The organism is Ahrensia sp. 13_GOM-1096m, from assembly GCF_000620605.1.
Taxonomy (GTDB): Bacteria; Pseudomonadota; Alphaproteobacteria; order Rhizobiales; family Rhizobiaceae; genus Ahrensia; species Ahrensia kielensis.
In genome coordinates this window covers 305955-325303 of record NZ_JIAX01000010.1, presented here as the reverse complement: position 1 = coordinate 325303, position 19349 = coordinate 305955, and the positions used below count along the sequence as shown (strand labels likewise).

17 protein-coding genes and 2 pseudogenes are annotated in these 19349 nt (G+C 46.8%); 15 read left to right on the top strand and 4 right to left on the bottom strand.

All coding sequences use genetic code 11. The annotated features are described in order from the left end of the window. Window positions 1–1209, bottom strand: a pseudogene (gene istA / locus N530_RS17655) (IS21 family transposase); the annotation flags it as partial. Between the two features lie 304 nt (window positions 1210–1513). Here istA and nirK point away from each other — a divergent pair. Further along, window positions 1514–2683: a copper-containing nitrite reductase gene (nirK, locus tag N530_RS0107760; protein ID WP_026480238.1), complete on the top strand. Its 1170-nt coding sequence runs from the start codon at window positions 1514–1516 to the stop codon at window positions 2681–2683. Between the two features lie 68 nt (window positions 2684–2751). Beyond that, the gene (locus tag N530_RS0107755) at window positions 2752–3618 is read left to right on the top strand and encodes an SUMF1/EgtB/PvdO family nonheme iron enzyme (RefSeq protein ID WP_035266604.1); all 867 of its coding nucleotides are present in this window, start codon (window positions 2752–2754) and stop codon (window positions 3616–3618) included. Window positions 3619–3756: 138 nt separating this feature from the next. Here N530_RS0107755 and N530_RS0107750 read toward each other — a convergent pair whose 3' ends face one another. Next, on the bottom strand, window positions 3757–4200 hold the full coding sequence (locus N530_RS0107750; protein WP_026480236.1) for a pseudoazurin: 444 nt from the start codon (window positions 4198–4200) through the stop codon (window positions 3757–3759). 96 nt (window positions 4201–4296) lie between these two features. On the opposite strand from N530_RS0107750, the gene N530_RS0107745 reads away from it, so the two are divergent. Continuing rightward, window positions 4297–4998, top strand: coding sequence for a Crp/Fnr family transcriptional regulator (locus N530_RS0107745; RefSeq protein ID WP_026480235.1), 702 nt, complete (start codon window positions 4297–4299; stop codon window positions 4996–4998). A gap of 427 nt (window positions 4999–5425) precedes the next feature. Further along, window positions 5426–5677: pseudogene (locus N530_RS0107740) on the top strand (helix-turn-helix domain-containing protein); the annotation flags it as partial. Between the two features lie 4 nt (window positions 5678–5681). Here the strand turns inward: N530_RS0107740 and N530_RS17650 are convergent. Together N530_RS17650 and N530_RS0107730 are read right to left on the bottom strand one after the other, a co-directional pair. Next, on the bottom strand, window positions 5682–7094 hold the full coding sequence (locus N530_RS17650; RefSeq protein WP_162150944.1) for a sensor histidine kinase: 1413 nt from the start codon (window positions 7092–7094) through the stop codon (window positions 5682–5684). Continuing rightward, entirely contained in the window at window positions 7091–7756 is a 666-nt protein-coding gene (locus N530_RS0107730) for a response regulator transcription factor (protein WP_026480233.1), read from the bottom strand. The genes N530_RS17650 and N530_RS0107730 overlap by 4 nt, the downstream gene beginning before the upstream one ends. A gap of 138 nt (window positions 7757–7894) precedes the next feature. Here N530_RS0107730 and N530_RS0107725 point away from each other — a divergent pair, with 138 nt between their 5' ends. The 11 genes from N530_RS0107725 to N530_RS0107675 all read left to right on the top strand — a co-directional run bounded on the left by N530_RS0107725 (window position 7895) and on the right by N530_RS0107675 (window position 19310). Next, the gene (locus N530_RS0107725; protein WP_155851949.1) at window positions 7895–8893 is read left to right on the top strand and encodes an ABC transporter substrate-binding protein; all 999 of its coding nucleotides are present in this window, start codon (window positions 7895–7897) and stop codon (window positions 8891–8893) included. 101 nt (window positions 8894–8994) lie between these two features. Continuing rightward, on the top strand, window positions 8995–9969 hold the full coding sequence (locus tag N530_RS0107720) for a tripartite tricarboxylate transporter substrate binding protein (protein ID WP_026480231.1): 975 nt from the start codon (window positions 8995–8997) through the stop codon (window positions 9967–9969). 131 nt (window positions 9970–10100) lie between these two features. Next, the gene (locus N530_RS0107715; RefSeq protein WP_026480230.1) at window positions 10101–10559 is read left to right on the top strand and encodes a tripartite tricarboxylate transporter TctB family protein; all 459 of its coding nucleotides are present in this window, start codon (window positions 10101–10103) and stop codon (window positions 10557–10559) included. Window positions 10560–10562: 3 nt separating this feature from the next. Next, complete coding sequence (locus N530_RS0107710; protein WP_026480229.1) at window positions 10563–12098, top strand: tripartite tricarboxylate transporter permease; 1536 nt, start codon at window positions 10563–10565, stop codon at window positions 12096–12098. Window positions 12099–12107: 9 nt separating this feature from the next. Next, window positions 12108–13301: a CaiB/BaiF CoA-transferase family protein gene (locus N530_RS0107705; protein ID WP_026480228.1), complete on the top strand. Its 1194-nt coding sequence runs from the start codon at window positions 12108–12110 to the stop codon at window positions 13299–13301. Window positions 13302–13351: 50 nt separating this feature from the next. Continuing rightward, entirely contained in the window at window positions 13352–14113 is a 762-nt protein-coding gene (locus N530_RS0107700) for a citryl-CoA lyase (protein ID WP_247869179.1), read from the top strand. Between the two features lie 48 nt (window positions 14114–14161). Further along, entirely contained in the window at window positions 14162–15226 is a 1065-nt protein-coding gene (locus tag N530_RS0107695; RefSeq protein ID WP_081773919.1) for an AbrB family transcriptional regulator, read from the top strand. 470 nt (window positions 15227–15696) lie between these two features. Next, entirely contained in the window at window positions 15697–16107 is a 411-nt protein-coding gene (locus N530_RS0107690; protein WP_026480225.1) for a hypothetical protein, read from the top strand. 84 nt (window positions 16108–16191) lie between these two features. Further along, the gene (locus N530_RS18580) at window positions 16192–16431 is read left to right on the top strand and encodes a hypothetical protein (RefSeq protein ID WP_155851948.1); all 240 of its coding nucleotides are present in this window, start codon (window positions 16192–16194) and stop codon (window positions 16429–16431) included. A gap of 2 nt (window positions 16432–16433) precedes the next feature. Then, window positions 16434–17900 (top strand): TolC family protein, encoded by a 1467-nt coding sequence (locus N530_RS0107680; RefSeq protein WP_026480224.1) that lies wholly within the window; start codon window positions 16434–16436, stop codon window positions 17898–17900. A gap of 24 nt (window positions 17901–17924) precedes the next feature. Beyond that, the gene (locus tag N530_RS0107675) at window positions 17925–19310 is read left to right on the top strand and encodes a multicopper oxidase family protein (RefSeq protein WP_035266600.1); all 1386 of its coding nucleotides are present in this window, start codon (window positions 17925–17927) and stop codon (window positions 19308–19310) included. The last annotated feature ends 39 nt before the right edge of the window (window positions 19311–19349 follow it).

Genomic DNA, 19349 nt, shown 5'->3' with positions numbered 1-19349 from the left:
TGCAAAAGGTGCGCCATTCCTGAGTGCTCCTGGCTTGCGCTGGATGACTGCTAAGTAATGCCTCCAGTCATAAATCGTGCGCGCCAGATTTTTATGTGAGCGGTCGATAATGCGTGTGTGTTCGCACAAAATATGACCTTCGGCGGCTACAGCAAGCCGTTCGGGATAGACCCGTAAACTGGCAGGCCGGTTAGCAAAAGATGCAGGAACGCTGTAACGATTGCGTTCAAAGTTGATCAGACATGTAGGGGAGACTCGCTTGCTATGTTCGACAAAGCCATCAAAAGCGCGTGGCAACGGCATCAGTGCCGCCTGCTCATGGAACTAAACATCGGCAATGCTGCCGGGCAGACCTCCGTGAGGAATCTCAGGCCATAGACTTATACAGCGCTGTTCCAACCAAGCGTTCAGCGCTGTAAGATCGCAGTGCTCGGGCATAGGCTGCCAGAACCGGTGCCGGGCGTCTCGGAAATTCTTCTCAACCTGACCTTTCTCCCATCCCGCCGCAGGGTTGCAGAACTCTGGCTCGAACACATAATGGTTCGCCATTGCCAGAAAACGCATATTAATTTGCCGTTCTTTCCCGCAACCGACACGGTCAACGGCGGTGCGCATATTATCGTAGATGCCGCGCTCGGGAACACCGCCAAAGACGCGGAAGCCGTGCCAGTGAGCATCGAACAGCATCTCATGAGTTTGCAGCAAATAGGCTCGGACCAAGAAAGCCCGGCTGTGCGAGAGCTTGATGTGGGCGACTTGCAACTTTGTGCGCTCCCCGCCCCAAACGGCAAAATCCTCGCTCCAGTCGAACTGGAATGCTTCACCTGGGCTGAAGATCAATGGCACGAAGGTGCCGCGCCCCGTGGTCTGCTGCTCCCGCTGCCGATCAGCCCGCCAATCTCGCGCAAAAGCTGCCACCCGGCCGTATGACCCGGTAAAACCGAGAACAACCAGATCAGCATGCATTTGCTTAAGCGTGCGCCGTTGCTTGCGCGACTTACCCGCTTCAGTCTTCAACTAGTTTGCAAGCTTCTCTGCAAAAGGGTCAAGCTTGCTCTGCCGTTCTGGCGTCGCAAACTGCGGCTCGATAGTTCCCGCGTTCAAATACTTCTCGATGGTATTGCGCGACATTCCGATCCGCCGCGCGATCTCTCGGATCGGCAACTTCTCTCGTAATGCCATACGTCTGATGATGTTTAAAAGTCCCATGTGGATCACTCCGTTGTCCCCCGCAGAAAATTGCTTTGGAGGAAGGTTCACATGGGTCAATTCTCAATGGAAATTAGATGACTAACCGGGTCACTTCTGGTTGAAATCAAAAACCTTATCATGCAATTATCAGCAAACGCTTATTCCAGCTGCTATCTGAATTCTTATATTTCTGCAGAATATCAATAGTCAGTACATTTTTGCGAAAGGCACATTTGTTTGCACTAGCGCAAAGAGCGCGGCTGCGAAAAGAGCTAATTTGTCTACATCGCTTCAATTATGAGGTTGGTGAAGGGAAATTACTATGATCACACGTCGTACAGCCCTGATGGGTGTAGCACTGTCTGCGGTAGCGCCGATCGCTTCCGGAATAACTGTGGCATCAGCCGATTCTGAAAGCATGACGCCCATAGGTGAAAAAGTTGACTTGAGCAAAGTGGCAAGGAAAAAAGTGAAACTGGTGCCGCCGCCATTTGTTCATGTGCATGATCAAGTTGCTAAGGATCCGCCAAGCATCGTTGAGTTTGAATTGTTAATCGTTGAAAAAGAACACGAGATTGATGACGAAGGTACGATGCTTCAGGGTATGACCTTTGATGGCTCTATTCCTGGCCCATTGATGGTTGTTCATGAAGGCGATTATGTCGAGCTCACATTGATCAACCCTCCTGAAAATCAGATGCAACATAACATTGATTTTCATGCTGCCACTGGTGGTCTTGGTGGTGGTGCGCTGACACTTGTTAATCCGGGTGAAAAAACTGTGCTTCGGTTTAAAGCTGATAGGCCTGGTACCTTTGTCTATCACTGTGCTCCGGGCGGCCCGATGATCCCATGGCATGTGGTTTCTGGCATGAGTGGCGCCATAATGGTTTTGCCGCGTGAAGGTCTTAAAGACGATAAGGGACAGCCCGTAAGCTATGATAAAGTGTTCTATATTGGCGAAAACGATTTTTATATTCCCAGAGATGCGAACGGCAATTTCAAACGTTTCGAAGATGTCGGTAGTTCATACGGTGAAACACTGGAAGTCATGAATGGTCTCATACCGACCCATGTGGTTTTTAATGGCAAGGCAGGAGCGCTCACTGGTGACAATGCGCTTACGGCTAATGTTGGTGATCGTGTATTGATTGTGCACTCTCAGGCCAACCGCGATACACGCCCGCACTTGATTGGAGGGCATGGAGATCTTGTCTGGGAAACTGGCAAGTTTAATAATCCACCACAACGCGATAATGAGACATGGTTTATCCGCGGTGGCTCAGCGGGTGCAGCTCTTTACACATTCCGCCAACCGGGCGTCTATGCCTATGTAAACCATAATTTGATTGAAGCCGTAAATCTTGGAGCGACAGCTCACTTCGTTGTTGAAGGAGATTGGAATAATGATTTGATGGCTCAGGTTGTCGCACCAAGCCCCTATGGCGAGGATGTTAGCGCGATCTACAAAAGCAAAAAAGCGCTGCCATAAACCTACATTAATAGACACAATTTCAGTCCGCAGTCCTATGATTGCGGACTGAAGTGCTGGAGGTTGCAATGAAACAAAAACTGATAACAGCCGGCGGATTGTTGCTTTCTTGTGCAGCAATAATCACTGCAACAAGCAGTTTTAGCGACAATATTCTTGTTCCTGAACTTGAAGAAATTTCTGCAGGACAACATGAATATCGTATGGCGGGAGATTTCTTAAAAGACGGAAAACCGTCTAGCGCTCCCAAAATAGATGTTCGCTTTGCTCGCTCATTATCCGTGATGAAGTATCAGGTTTCGAACCGAGAATATGCGCAATGTGTTGCTGATGCTGCCTGCGCATTGCCATTCAAACAAAAATATCCGCTTATTGACGATAAGCCTGTGACAGGTGTGAGCTTTATTGATGCGCAGAGTTACGCACGTTGGCTCACGCAGAAAACAGGCATCACTTGGCGCTTACCCTCCGATGCTGAGTGGGCTTATTCGGCAGGAAGTCGCTTCTTTGATGATGCGTTAGATAGCGATTCAGCTGATCCGTCAAAGCGCGCTCTGCTGAAATACCAACAGGTAATCGACCTAAACATTAAGTCTGATCCAATCGTTAAGCCTAAAGGCGAATATGGTGCCAATGAACTCGGTATCTATGATCAATCCGGCAATATTTGGGAGTGGACAGATACGTGCTATCAGCGCTCGGTTGTAAATATGAATGGTGAGATAGTAACCTCCGGCAAGGAAAACTGCACCATTCGTGTCGTGGAAGGAAAACATCGCTCCTACATGACAATCTTTATTCAAGATGCAAAATCCGGTGGTTGCGGTGTTGGCCCGTCTCCAGACTATCTCGGTATCCGATTGGTACGTGATAATCCTGCTTTTTTTTCATTTCAACGTGCGCGCAATTGGTGGATTTTGCTGACTGGCAGCTAAATGTTTAGTACTTTTTTATGCGAGGTCGGATAAGTCTTTTGGAAGGGGGAGTAATTGACATTTTAAGCCTCCAGATTCAAATGGTAAAAGGCGGATTGGAAAAAGCCAACCCGCCTCATAAATCTATCTAATTATACGCTATTTAGAAGCTTCGTACTCTTCAAATATAGCCGTAAAGCGTTCTTTAGCTTTACCTTTTTGCTTCACCGCAATCGCTTCTGCTTCGTTGGTTGGTTCGCCAACTGCGATCAAAGCCACCATACCCATACCGTAATGCGGTGAGCACTTAACGCCATAGAGGCCATCTTTCTCGACGGTAAGTACAAACTCTTTGTTGAAATTGCTTTTGAATTTCTCAACGCTATCTGGAACCATACCTTTAATGGATTCGACATTATGCCCCTTATCGGTCGGGATAAATTTAATTGTATCACCAGGAGCAGCTTTAACAAAATCAGGTTGGAAGACCATGCCGCCTTTTTCGCCCTTATTCAGCATTTGAACTTCAAATTCTGCGGCTTGGGCTAGGCCAGAGATAAAAATAGTACTGATCAAGGTTGTTAGTAGTAAAATTTTACGCATTTTGTTGCCTTTCAGGGTCATACATGTGTGTATGTATTGTTGATAACATTAGATCTCGTGAACGAGTTTGCGCTTACGCAACCTCTAGGTACATTTATGAAAAGACTCGATGCTTCTCTTTTGGCTGGTTTGCCGCCGTTCGCTGATATCGAAATTCAAGACCTTAACGAGCTGCTTAGCCAAGCCACATCAGCGCATTATGAAAGAGGCGCGCATATTTTCGAGCAAGGTGGAAATGCTCATTCTTTTTTCCTGCTTTTAGATGGGCATATTCGCGTTGTTAAGGTGACGCCGCACGGTGAGCAGGTCATTGCACGTTATATTTCAAGCGGTGAATTGTTTGGTATCGCCCATGCCATGGGACGTGATGTTTATCCTGCAAATGCAGTTGCCGCCGTTGATTGTGTGGCTTTATCGTGGCCAGATAAAGTTTGGGAACAAACTATTCAGCGATACCCAAGTTTTGCAACCAACACATATGCGATGATTGGCGCGCGCCTTCAGGACGCTCAAGACCGAATTGTGGAGATGGCAACAGAACGCGTTGAACAGCGTGTTGCTAGTGTCATACTAAAGCTTGCAAATCAAACTGGTAAAAAGACGGATGAGGGGATTTTGATTGATTTCCCCATCTCACGCCAAGACATTTCGGAAATGACCGGTACGACACTTCATACCGTCTCAAGGCTTTTAAGCGCATGGGAGCAGCAAGGGTTTGTTAAGAGTAGTAGGCAGAAAATTACTGTCACTCAAAGCAGCCGTTTATTGATGGTCGCTAGCGGAGAAAACCACGCATAGATCCATAAAATCTATGATGCTTGTGCGCTGAATACTCAGAGTATAATGCAGCAGATAATTGTGTTCTCGATGCAAATACCTCCAATCCTGTACGGGTTGCAGAAGTACAGCAATTAAAGTGTAATGGCTCAATTAGTTTAAGTACGTTTCATGCTTTGAAATTCATTGGGTTTTAATTAGAATAGTGTGAGCGAGTGGGTGCTGCCGTTATTATATTAGCGTAAAGATGAACTTTGCGCGCCACATACGAAATTTAATGGACAGGTCTCGCGCTGTTTTTTTTGGTTTCAGGCCGTTCTTTTACTCGTTGCGTTTTGGGCCGCGATGGCTATGGTGCTGTGGATTATGATGCTAGAGGGCTTTAGATATCTCGTTACTCGCAGAACATTTTCGATAAGCTCCCAATTCTGGGAAGTAGGAGATGTTTATGAACAAAAATCAACGCGAAGTTCAACATAAATTACGCATACTTAAACACGCCGAAGATATCGGCCGCGTCGTTAAAAAATGTCGATATTTTGGTATAGGTCGCTCAAGTTTTTATCGTTGGCGTGAAGGCTATGCCAAGCAAGGCGAAGCTGGCCTAATCAACCGCCCATCTATTCCAAAGCAGCACTATAATCGGACGCCGGTCGAGATTGAGGAAAAGGTTCTTCATCTGCGCAGTAACTATCACCTCTCATTCATTTGGTGAGCGGCAATTTTACAATAACTGACATGCCTGTTGGTAAACTTAAACGTCGCGCCGTTATTTTTCCGCCGTGAAGCTTCACAATATCTTTTACAATGGACAACCCCAGACCAAAATTTGTTTTGTCTGCGTTCTTTAGGCTACCAAGCTGTTCATCTATTTCGCTTGCGAGGAATTGTTCGTCAAAACCGCACCCTTGGTCACTTACTTTGAGAATGCCATATTTATTATTTGCTGTAATTTCGACGTCAATGTGTGAAGGCGAACCGCTATGTTTAATGGCATTGTCGATGAGATTACGAACTATCTCTTGAATAAGTGTTTTGTCGCCACGCACATTGATGTCTCCGTCGGTATGAAAACCTAAGTCGACATCGCTTCGTTTATTATGAGACAACTGAAGGATGAAATCATTACAAGCATCGCGTGCGACTGATGTTAGATCACATTTTTGTTCTTGTAGTTTCTGCTTTGAAGCCGCATCCAACTGGGCAAGCAATAACATTTGATACATGAGGCGCTCAGCATCATTGACTGCTTTTCCTGCCCGATCAATTGCCTGTATTTGCTTGGCAGGGTCCTTTTCGCGAACGGCTACTTCCAAATGGGTCTTGATCAATGAAAGCGGGGTTCGGAATTGGTGGCTCGCATTGGACGTAAAATTTTGCAATGCCTTAATGGATGAAGAAAAGCGCTCTACAAGGCCATTGATTGTAAAGACTAAACCTTGAACCTCTTGCGGGACAGAGTGTTCAATAGGGCGTACATCATCGGGGCTTCTACGGCTGACAGCCATCTCAAGCCGCCGCAACGGTTTCAAGGCATGACTGACAACAAGCCAAATGAGTATCGCCGCACTTAACAGCAAGATACCTTGGCGCAGGAGCGAACGTATAAGGATTGATTGTGCTACTGCGACACGTGCATTTGTAGTTTCGGCAACGGCTACCCGAAAACTGAATGATCTTGTAGTCGAAGATGCTGCACCATGAAATGTCGCGATGCGCACTTCAGCGCCACGAAATACGCTATCAGCAAATGTTACATCATTCAGGCTTGCATTTGTTTCTGGAAGTGCCAAGTCGCGATAACCCGTTATAAACCCACCATCATTTTTTTCGATTTTATAAAATACACGGTCGTCTTCAAGTGATGTCAACATTTGAAGCGCAACGTAGGGAATGTCGACTTCCAGGCCGTTCTCACCATTGACGAAAACACGCTCGGCAATTGCTAGTGCAGAGCCTGATAATACGCGATCAGACACGGCATTAGCTGTGGAACGGGCAGCACGGTAACCATCTATAATCGCAATTGAACCGATAATAAGAAGTGGTCCAAGCATCCAAAGAAGCAATTGACTTCTAATAGAATTGGTAGAGAAAATTTCTGGGCTACTTGTCACGCTGTCTCGCTTAAGTGATATCCAAGACCTCTCGCCGCATTGATTGATATGCCATGCTGTTGTAGTTTCTTACGTAAGCGGCTGACATATTGTTCCACGGCGTTTTCGCTAACATCATCTTCGAGATTTGTGATCGTATCTAAGAGTTGGGGTTTGGATAAAACTCGGCCGTTGGCTAACATCAAGGCACGCAGTACCATGGTCTCACGTGCAGAAAGCTCAATCGTGGTATCATCGGCGGTTACTCTATTATTACGCAAGTCAAATTGTATCGAGCCAAGTTTTAACTGCGATGTTTTCTCCATTGATAGACGCCGAAGTAGGGCGCGAATTCGCGCTTCCAATTCTGAATACTCAAAGGGTTTTGCCATGTAATCATCCGCACCGCGATCAAGCCCTGCAATACGATCGTCCAGTTTGCCGCGCGCTGTTAAGATAAGTATAGGCAACGACATTTTACTGCCACGTATCTCTCTTAATACATCAAGACCGTCCATATCGGGTAGGCTCAAATCGAGTATAGCAAGATCGTAAGTATGGGACTTCACAGCCAATAACGCATCTTCACCGTTGAGTACGTGATCAACAGCATAGGACTGCTCAAGCAGTGTCTTTAGACCTTCGCCAAGTTGTACATTGTCTTCCACCAGTAAAATTCGCATGTGGCCTCCCTTGGATAATCTATTGCATGCAGAGGGGATTGTGAACTTCAAATATTATAGTCAGTATGGGGCATGTTTCTTAGAATCTTATCCTCACTGTTTATTCTTTTTGTTTCGATTCAATTCGCGTGTGCGCAAATGGTATTGCCCGCCAAGAGTGAAGAAAATAGTCGTGTTCTTACAATTTACTCCTCTTTGGATGCAGAGGTGTCGCGCCCTTTGTTAAGCGCTTTTCAAGTGCTGGAACCAAATGTTGAGATTCATTACTATGATTTGCAGACCATAGAAATCTATACGCGTGCGATAGAAGAGACGGACGCAGGTTTGGCGACAGCTGATCTTTTAATTTCATCAGCTATGGATCTTCAAGTTAAGCTGGCAAATGATGGTTATGCTGCGCGAATTAGCAATACGATTGAGCCATGGCCGAAATGGGCATCTTGGCGAGATAGTGCTTTTGGCATCACATTTGAGCCGTCGGTCATCGTTTATAATAAAGACTATTTTCAAGATAAGCCTGTTCCGCAAAATCGCGCCGACTTACGTATGTTGTTGGATCAACCTGGCGATAGTCTTCACGGGAAAATTGGCACCTACGACATTGAAAGCTCAGGTTTAGGATATCTGTTTCTAGCACGTGACGGCGAACATGATCGCGACATTTGGAAACTTGTAAGGGCTATGGGAGCGGCGGGCGTTAAATTATATTCCAACTCTTCGTCTGTTTTGGAGCGGGTAAAAGATGGCCGTTTGGTTCTTGGTTACAATGTTCTTGGCTCTTATGCGCAACAATGGGCTTCTGCCTCGCCGAGTATCGGTATAATACATCCACAGGATTATACAGTTGTTTTGTCGCGTATTGCACTTGTACCAGAAGCAGCTGCGCAACCTGATTTGGGACGAAAAGCACTCAGCTTTTTAATGTCTGCGCAGGGGCAAACCATTATGGCTGATGAGTTGGAGCTACCATCCATAAACCCGCTTGTTCTTGGCGAAAACACAGCTTCGGCCTTTAAGAAAAAATATGGTGCGCGTCTCCGACCAATTTCTATTGGGCCAGGTTTGGTAGCCTATTTAGATCAGGTAAAACGTGCGCGTTTTATTAAACAGTGGAACAAAGCACTTCTAGGAGAATAAGACGAAAGTATTGCCTGTCAGGTTCATGTCAGGTTTGTCTGTTTGATTGCTCTCACTTCCGCACAACACTTTGCGGATGACAGATCCTTGGGAGGAATCAAATGATTAAATCGTTGAAAGTGGCTCTGGCTGCTGGTGCTGTTCTTTTTGGTGCACATACTGCGCTACAAGCTGCAGGTCATCAGGTTGTTGAAGAAATTAAGTTTCTCATTCCTGGTGGTGCAGGTGGCGGCTGGGATGGTACAGCGCGCGGTACAGGCGAAGCCCTGACTAAAGCTGGCCTTGTTGGTTCGGCTTCATATGAAAATATGTCTGGCGGTGGCGGCGGTAAGGCAATCGCCCATATCATTGAAGCAAATGATGAAAATACTTTGATGGTGAACTCAACACCAATCGTAATTCGTTCATTGACGGGCGTGTTTCCACAATCGTTTCGCGATCTAACACCTATTGCGGGTACCGTTGGCGACTACGGTGCGATTGTTGTAAATAAAGACTCCGACATTCAAAATCTTGCCGGTCTTGTTGAAGCTTACGAAGCTGATCCGACAAAGGTCGCTGTTGGCGGCGGTTCTGTTGCTGGTGGTATGGACCATCTGATTGCTGCACTCGTTATGAAAAATGCTGGTGCGGATGCAACGAAGGTAAAATACATTCCTTATGATGCTGGCGGTAAAGCAATGGCAGGTTTGCTTTCAGGTGAAATTAGAGGGCTGGCTACTGGATTTGGTGAAGCGATAGCTCTTGCGCGGCAAGGTGAAGTGCGCATTCTTTGCGTAACATCTACGGAGCGTAACGACGCTATGGCTGAAGTGCCTACATGTAATGAAGCTGGATCAACGGGTACAGAATTCGTTAACTGGCGCGGCTTTTTCGGCGCGCCTGGCATGTCCGATGAGAAGAAAGCAGCCTATATTGATGCTTTTCAGAAAATGTATGAAACACCTGAATGGGTGACTGTGCGTGATCGCAATGGCTGGGTTGATATTTATAACCCAGACGCCGATTTTGTTAAATTCCTTGAAGCACAAGAAGAACAAATTGGAAGCCTGATGAAAGAACTTGGCTTCTTGTAAGCCAAAGTTTTTCCGACAACCGCCATTTAATGGCTGTGGCCGCGCTGCAATGGTGCGGCCTCAAACTACTCCGCGTAGCACTCAAGAATGAGTGTGCACGAAATAAGAGGCACCACGCTTGGGAGGGCGCTATGTTTTTTACCAAAGACCGTATTGGCGGTATTCTTCTGCTCATCTTTTGCTGCTTCTATGCGCTTAAGATTGGCAACATCAGACTGTTACCATTTCAGGCCGATCAAGCCTTTACCGCACGTACAATGCCCGAAGCTTTGGCGATTGTCGGTATTATTTTGTCCATGGCGCTTATTATCTTTCCAACAAATCGAGAGCGTTTCTCCATAAGGGAGTTTAACTGGCCGCTGGGATTAGCATTTCTAGTGCTCATGTCGCTTTATGGATTTACGGTTCGTCCGTTTGGTTTTCTTCTCGCAACATCTGCCTTCTTGATTGCAGGGTTTGCGATGTTGGGTGAACGCAGCCCAGTTAAGCTTGTGCTTGTCGCCGTGCCGCTGGTCGTTCTTTTCTGGGCTCTTATGAATTATGGCTTAGACGTTACCGTCCAGCCATTACCATCGTTTTTGAGGGATTAGGTCATGATTGACGGTATTCTCATAGGTCTTGCGACCGCATTTACGCTGCAAAACATCATGTTTGTCATTATGGGCTGTTTGGTCGGCACGTTTATCGGCATGCTGCCGGGCCTTGGACCTATGTCGGCCATTGCTTTGATGATTCCAATCGCCGCCAGCCTTGACCCTTCTGCTGGTATAATCTTGATGGCGGCTGTTTATTATGGCGCAATTTTTGGTGGCTCAACTTCATCTATTCTTATTAATGCGCCGGGTGTTGCTTCAACAGTTGCGACATCCTTTGATGGCTACCCGATGGCTAAGGCTGGCAAGGCGGGCAAAGCGCTTGCTATTGCTGCGTATTCCTCATTTTCAGGCGGCGTTATTGCAGCGCTCTTGTTGATGCTTACCGCGCCATATTTGGCATCTGTTTCTCTTTCCTTTCAATCAACTGACTACTTTGCGCTGATGGTTCTTGGTCTTTCTGCTGTTGCGGCATTTGCCGGTAAAGGTGAGGTTATCAAAGCACTGTTAATGACAGTGTTTGGCCTCATGCTATCTACCGTTGGTACTGACCAGACCGTTGGTGTGCCGCGCTTTACACTTGGTATGATCGATTTGGTCGACGGCATTTCGTTCTTGCTCCTTGTAATGGCAACATTTGCTTTGTCTGAAGCGCTGATGGCCATCATCAAAAAGATTGATGAAAGTAAACGCGAAGAAGAACGCAAAGCCGCTGCACAACTTGGCTCAATGGCCATTTCAAAAGAAGAAGTCAAAGAGATGGTGCCTGTTATAGGGCGTTCATCTGTACTTGGTTTTATCATTGGTGTTTTGCCGGGAGCGGGTGCCACGATTGCCAGCTTCCTAGCTTATGGTACAGAGCAGCGCATTGCGGGTGCAGAAAAAGGCAAGCTCTTTGGCAAAGGTTCTATACGCGGACTGACGGCACCTGAAACAGCCAATAATGCTGCTGCGACGGGCTCTTTTGTACCGCTTTTGACACTTGGTATTCCTGGCTCTGGTACAACTGCCATTATGCTTGGTGCGCTAATTGGTTATGGCATCCAGCCTGGCCCTCGGCTTTATATTGATCAGCCGGACGTGTTCTGGTCGGTGATCGTATCAATGTGGCTCGGAAATATCATTCTTCTCGTTTTGAACCTACCGCTTATTCCGTATATCGCTCGTGTACTTGCTATTCCTGCTCGTTTTTTACTGCCACTTATTTTGTTTTTTTCATTGATCGGCGTTTATTTCGTATCATTCAATACATTTGATATTCAGCTGATGGTGTTGTTTGGCCTTGCAGCAACGGTATTGCGACTTCTTTCCTTTTCGCTCGCACCGATGATTTTGGGCTTTATTCTAGGCGGCATGATGGAGGAAAACCTTCGCCGTGCATTGCTCATCAATAATGACAGCTGGTCATTTCTCTGGGAGCGTCCGCTCACGCTGGCAATTTTAACCATTGCTGTGTTGTGTCTTTTCGTACCTATGCTCTCTCCGGTTTTTGCGAAGATGCGAAACAAAACGAAAGATGCAGCCAGTGCCGACTAGGACCATGAAATGAGTAAACCACTTGCAGGTATACGCGTGCTCGATCTTACCAATGTGCTCGCCGGTCCCTTTTGTTGCCATCAATTGGCACATTTAGGGGCCGAAGTGATCAAAGTGGAAGCAATTGGACGCGGGGATCTTGCGCGTCAATTGGGTGCTGACCCAGCACTTAACGAAAAGAATATGGGCGTTTCTTTTCTGGCGCAAAATGCTGGTAAAAAGTCTGTCACGCTGAATCTGAAATCTGAAAAAGGGCGCGCGCTATTTGAACGTCTTGTTGAAACAGCAGATGTGCTTGTGGAAAATTTTCGCCCCAGCGTAATGAAACGTCTTGGTGTTGATTATGAGAAACTTAAAACCATTAAGCCAACGCTGATCTATTGTGCTATTTCGGGTTTTGGACAAGAAGGCCCGTGGGTTGGTCGCCCTGCATATGATCAAATTATTCAAGGTGCATCGGGCATTATGTCTATAACGGGCGATTCGCAAAGCGCCCCTTTGCGTGTTGGATATCCGGTTGCTGACACCGTTGGCGGCATGACAGCAGCGTTCGCGATATCGGCGGCGCTCAACACTTCACCGCGAGGCACTTTCATTGATGTGTCAATGTTGGAATCTGTGCTGGCGACAATGGGGTGGGTGGTTTCCAACTATCTGGTGGCGGGTGTGGAGCCAAGCCCCAATGGCAATGAAAACATGACATCTGCGCCATCAGGTGCTTTTGAAGCGCAGGGTGGGCTACTTAACATTGCAGCCAACAAGGATGAGCAATGGGTTATTCTAGCCAACCATCTCGGATTGCCTGAGCTGATTGATCGCCCTGAGTATGTTTCACGCGAAAAGCGCAAGAAAAACAGACTTGCTTTGAAAACTGAATTAGAGGCAGCACTATTGCAGCGCCCTGCGCGCGACTGGGCAAAAGAATTGAACGCATTGGGCGTACCTGCAGGCGCTGTTTTGACTGTACCTGAAGTCCTGAAAATGCCTCAGATCGCTGATCGTGGTTTTTGCAAAGACTACAAGAATGTTCCTGGGGTTGGACGTGATGTTACGTTAGTGACAACAGGTATAAAGTTGGGTGGGGCTGCGCCTAGCGTAGATGCACCTCCGCCTGAGCTGGGTCAAGATAACGACTCTATTTGGCTCGAAGTTGGTGTTTCACCAGAAGAACTTGCTCAACTCAAAAGTGAGGCGATAATTTGAAAAAAAGGCATAGTGATGTTTCTGATTGGTGGACAACATCAATTATCGATATGGAGCCGGGCAAAATTAATTTGCGTGGACATCCTATTCAAGATTTGATTGGCAATGTGACTTTTCCTCAAATGATCTGGCTCATGATACGTGGACAATTGCCGAGCGACGAACATGCTAAGCTTTTTGAATGTGCGTTGGTCTCAGCTGTTGATCACGGTCCGCAAGCACCATCAATCGCGACAGCGCGCATGGCTGTGACTTGCGGCTTGGATTTAAATGGAGCAATGGCGTCTGCGGTCAATATGCTGGACGATGTTCATGGGGGCGCTGGGGAGCAAGCGGTTGAGCTTTATGGTTGGGCGCATGATGCTATGAAAGATGGCGTGCCGATTACGATCGCGGTTTCTGATGCCGTTGAACGATGGCGTAGTGAACGCACAAAGTTCATTCCTGGATTTGGTCACCGATTTCACAAACCTGAAGATCCGCGCGCACCACGGCTTTTGGCGCTTGTCGATCAAGCGGTGGAAGATAGCATTGTCGGAGGCCAGTACGCATCTATCGGGCGTTTGATACAAAAATATCTAAATGATGAGAAGGGCAGGCCGGTGCCTATGAACATAGATGGCGCGACTGCAATCATCTATGCAGAACTTGGTTTTGCTGGACCGCTTGCACGCGGGCTTTTCTGCCTCTCACGATCCGTTGGTATTCTTTCTCATGCTTGGGAGCAGATGAACCAAGGAGGACGAAACAAAGGGCCAACGCCTCCACAGTATTTTTGGACATATGACGGGCCAGATAAGCCAGCGGAGTAAAGTCCACTGCAGCTAAATCAAACGAAACAGCTTCATTTGTAGATTAAAATGAAAAATCCACTTTCTAAGTACTTACAACAGCAACTGCCATCATCTCAATTGAAGTCGATACTTTATGCCTTGGTACTGGGATTTGGTGCTGCGATGATAGCTCTGGTAATTGGTTTTCCTGCACCGTTTTTGACGGGGCCAGCTTTGGTAGTTTCGCTAGCAGGTGTTTTAGGTGTTCCGTTATTCATGCCCAACTTTCTACGTAATGGGGTTTTCGTTGTGATCGGTATGACGATGGGTGCCGGTATTACACCTGAAACAGTTGCCACCGCTGCTAAATGGCCGCTTTCAATTTTGATGCTATTTGCAGGACTGATCATCATTATGATTGTGAGTGCGCGATTTTTGAGCACGTTGTTTGGTTATGACAAGCACACAGCTTTACTATCTGCCACACCTGGACATTTAAGCTATGTACTCAGCCTATCCACGGAAACCAAAGCTGATATACCTGTCTTATCCATTGTTCAGACTATGCGGGTGCTGACGCTTACACTAGCGGTTCCTTTCATCGTTGCTCTTATCTATCCTGACTTAGAACCAAGCTTTGGGCTCGAAGGAGCACCTATTACGTTTAAAGGGTTGTTTATTTTATCTTCAGTAGCGGTTGCGGTAGGGGTGGTTTTGACTAAGCTTAAAATGCCCGCTGCGCTTTTGATGGGTGGATTGATCGTTTCTGCCTTCTTTCATGTGACTGAAATATTGACGGGTATAATACCACTCTGGCTAACATCGCCTGCCTTTATTCTCATGGGTATATTGATTGGCACAAGGTTTAATGGAGCCACATGGACGCTTCTGAGTGGTGCACTCACTGCTTCACTAGTGGTAACAGGTGTTGCGCTTCTGGTGTCTGGTGCCGCTGCGCTTATCGTCGGAATGTTTATTGATGTGCCGTCAGCACATTTACTTATAGCATTCGCACCTGGTGGTTTGGAAACTATGGCGGCGATGGGCATAATGATGGATGCCAACCCCGCCTTTATTGCAGCCCACCATGTATTGCGAATAATTTTCCTGACAGCGCTCATTCCAGTGGCACTGCGCTTTATAAAAGATTGACTTGTAAACAGTAGGTCTGCGGTTCGAGTCCGTATGAGCACACCTCCCAAACGCATAGCTCTCTGGGCTTTAAGCCCAAAGGACATGATCTGTATTTGTATCGTATCTGACGACAGAATTCTGTGTTGGTTTTATCTGCGACTTCTTGGAGCCGTTCAGTTCTCGGTGATGCGGATGTGAATAAACGTTAGCATAATGAGCGCATACTGCCTCTGCATTGCTTGCTTGGAATGCATAATAGTGGGATTGATTTGTACTTTGCTGGGATAGGTATGCCATTTGGTGAATTAAAAAAAAGGTTGAGTTGGGTAGGCAAAACCTGCGAATGAAATACAAGTATAAACCAAAACGTGAACATAAATCCGTCCCAAATATGATTGAGGACGCAAATATGCTTGACCTTCCTCCTCATGGAAGGTCCATCATTGTTTTTTGTCGGCCTCACGATTCGTGCAAGTCGCTTTTGATAAATGAAATGGCTACTGGTTTTGAAGCTTGGTTTGAAAACAATCCGCCTGATTTGCATAGCAGTGATTTACTCACTGTTTTCACTTCCGTTGCTGGCTGACCATGCTTCCGCTTCCATTGCTCAAATTGATAATCATCTTTCAATCGCAAATAGTGCTCATTCACATATTAGCCCCGAAAATATACATGATCGTTCTAGTCACCAAAAGGTGGATCAAGAGAACACAGGCGACCATGAAAAAAACACGAGTGAGAATGGTTCTGGCTGCAGCATGTTCTTTTGTTTTTCATTTTTGATTACATCGCCGAACAACATTTATCGCCAATCCATCCCTGAAGAACATTTATCTTTGCCAAGTGTCTTGCTGTTTGCAGATGGCAAGTTTGAGCTACACCGCCCACCAAACGCCTGATTTCGTCTCCGCTCGAATGAGCTGAACCTCTGCGTACTAGATCGTATGCAGAACACGAATAATTTTTATTTCAGGCATTTTTTCATGAAAAATCTAGCTATTGCTGTCGTTGCTTCGACGGCGCTGAGTGGGTGCACGTTGTTGAACGAGACAACCACGCCACCAACCAATACGCTCGCCTTGCGATCACCTGTGGATGCTCATTTGGCCATCCGCAATACACATCACCACAACATCATCGGTGACTACACACACCGCGAACCGGTGGACCCAAAACCGTGGCGGGAATTAAATGATGCACTTCCTCCAGCGATGGGAGGTTAATCATGACACGTACAAAACTTATTCGTATCGCAACTATTCTTACACCGCTTGTACTTGCTGGCTGTATGTCAACGGATGATGGTGGCATCTATGGTGAAAAAAATGCTGTGTTTGCAAAAGTAGCTTCTTCAACTTTGGTTGCGACCGGCAAACAATCAGTTTGGGTGCAAAACCAAGAACAGGCAACCGCGCTTTCAAAGCGTGCACACACTATGGTTCATAAAAAAACCATCAGTGCTGATACAGCTGTCCAAGTTGCGTTGCTCAACAACAAGGGCCTTCAGGCAGCCTACGCCGATATAGGCATGTCCGCTGCTGAAGTTTGGCAACAATCTCTTCCAGAAAATCCAGTGATGTCGGTTGGCATATTGGGCATAGCAGCACCCGACCTTGGGCTATTTCGTGCCGTTGAGGGAATGATTGCAACCAATATTTTATCCAGCATGACACGCAAGCGCCGTGTAGATTTAGCTGATACCAAGTTTAGGCAAGCTCAATACAAGGCTGCGGTTGAAACACTGAGAGTTGCTGTTGAAACGCGTCGCGCTTGGATAACAGCGGTGTCGTCATTCGAGACAATCTATTACCTTAATCAAGGTAAAGCTGCAGCAGATGCGGCATCAGAATTGGCACAAAAACTTGGCCAAAGTGGTGCTTTACCTAAAGCAGGGCAAGCACGTGAACACGCTTTTTACGCTGAGTTAACTGGGCAAACAGCAGAAGCTAAACTTGCAGCACAATTGGCTAAGGAAGAGCTTACGCGCATTATGGGATTGTGGGGAACGGAGGTTGATTACTTTGTTCCTGATAAGCAGCCAAAGCTTCCAAGAACGATACAAACCAAAAATGCGGTTGAAAGCGAAGCGCTACAAAAAAGAGTTGATTTGCAAGTTGCTAAACTTCAGCTCGAAGCATCAGCGAAAGCTTATGGTTTAACGGAATCCACGCGTTATTTGACTGACTTGGAGATCATTAGCGGTGCAGAAGTTGAACGTGAAAGAGAAGAGGACGGTGTTGAAACCTCTATATCGCCTCAAGTAGAGTTTGAATTTGTAATACCGATTTTTGATAGTGGTAAAGCGCGGCTTAGAAAAGCAGAACTTGCTTATATGCGCGATGCAAATTTGCTTGCAGAAAAAGCGATCAACATTCGTTCCGAAGCGCGCTCAGCGTACAAAGGCTATCGTTCTAGTTACGATATTGCCCGCCATTATAAGAACAGTGTTTTGCCACTTCGCACGAAAATCGAAGCCGAAAGCCTGCTCACTTACAATGGCATGATTACCAACACATTTGAGCTACTCGCAGATACACGCGCAAAGATCGGCACGCTCTTGCAATCCGTTAATGCCAAGCGCGATTTCTGGCTGGCGGACGCAAATCTGAACGCGGCAATTTATGGCGGCGGCGCTTCGGCAGGTGGCGGTGGTAGTGCCGTAACCCTCGCTGATGCTGGCGGCGGTCACTAACAACACCTCGAAAGGAAAATTGAAATGACTGATATAAGCAGACGTCGTCTTCTTGGAGCAGGTGCAGCCGGTGCGGCGTTGGCCTCAACGTCGGCATGGGCAAAGACTTCGAATATGGGCTTGCCTGAAGCGGCCATTATGGAATCTGCTTCTACGCAGAGCCCAGTGCGGCCGACGACAGGTTTGGACTACAATCCTGTCGTGACGCTAAATGGCTGGACGCTTCCATTTCGTATGAACAATGGCGTGAAAGAATTTCATCTTGTTGCAGAGCCTGTCGAGCGAGAATTAGCTGATGGAATGACCGCCTATCTTTGGGGGTATAATGGTCAATCGACAGGCCCGACAATTGAAGCGGTTGAGGGTGATCGCGTTCGTATATATGTGACAAATAAATTGCCTGAACACACGACAGTGCATTGGCATGGATTGATTTTACCTTCGGGAATGGATGGTGTCGGAGGACTGTCACACCCAGGTATACCTAGCGGAAAGACCTATGTTTACGAGTTCGACCTCGTGAAAAGCGGCACCTTTATGTACCACCCACATGCCGACGAGATGGTGCAGATGGCTATGGGGATGATGGGTTTTTTCATTGTCCATCCGAAAGATCCAACCTTTATGCCGGTGGATCGCGACTTCTTGATAATGCTCAACGCGTTCGACATCGATCCTGGGTCATATATTCCAAAAATTATGACAATGACGGATTTCAATTTATGGACGTGGAATAGCCGCATCTTTCCAGACATTGACCCGCTTGTTGTGAACAAGGGCGACAAGGTTCGTGTTCGAGTTGGCAACTTAACCATGACAAATCATCCGATTCACATGCATGGTTATGACTTCAAGGTTACTTGCACTGACGGCGGCTGGGTGCCTGAAACTGCACAATGGCCGGAAGTTTCTATCGACATTCCCGTGGGCGCTATGCGTGCATATGAGTTCGTTGCCGATCATCTGGGTGATTGGGCAATCCATTGTCATAAATCGCATCATACTATGAATGCCATGGGGCACGATGTTCCTACTTTTATCGGTGTAGATAAGTCCAAGTTGGCCAAGAAAATTCGTAAAGTTCAACCTGACTATATGCCGATGGGTACGAACGGCATGGCGGATATGGGTGTTATGGAAATGCCGCTGCCAGATAACACCATCCCCATGATGACAGGATGGGGACCATATGGCCCCATTGAAATGGGCGGCATGTTTTCCGTCGTCAAAGTCCGTGAAGGCATAGACGCAGATGATTACTCCGATCCAGGTTGGTACGAAAATCCTCCTGGAACACAGGCATGGGAGTGGACTGGCGATCTACCGGAACATGCAAAAGCGGCTGACGCATCGACTAAGATCACCCCTAAACCGGCATCCACAAAAATGGCTCACGGTAAAAATGGTTAACTTTAGCGCCGAACTATTATTCAACCCTAGAAAGGAAAT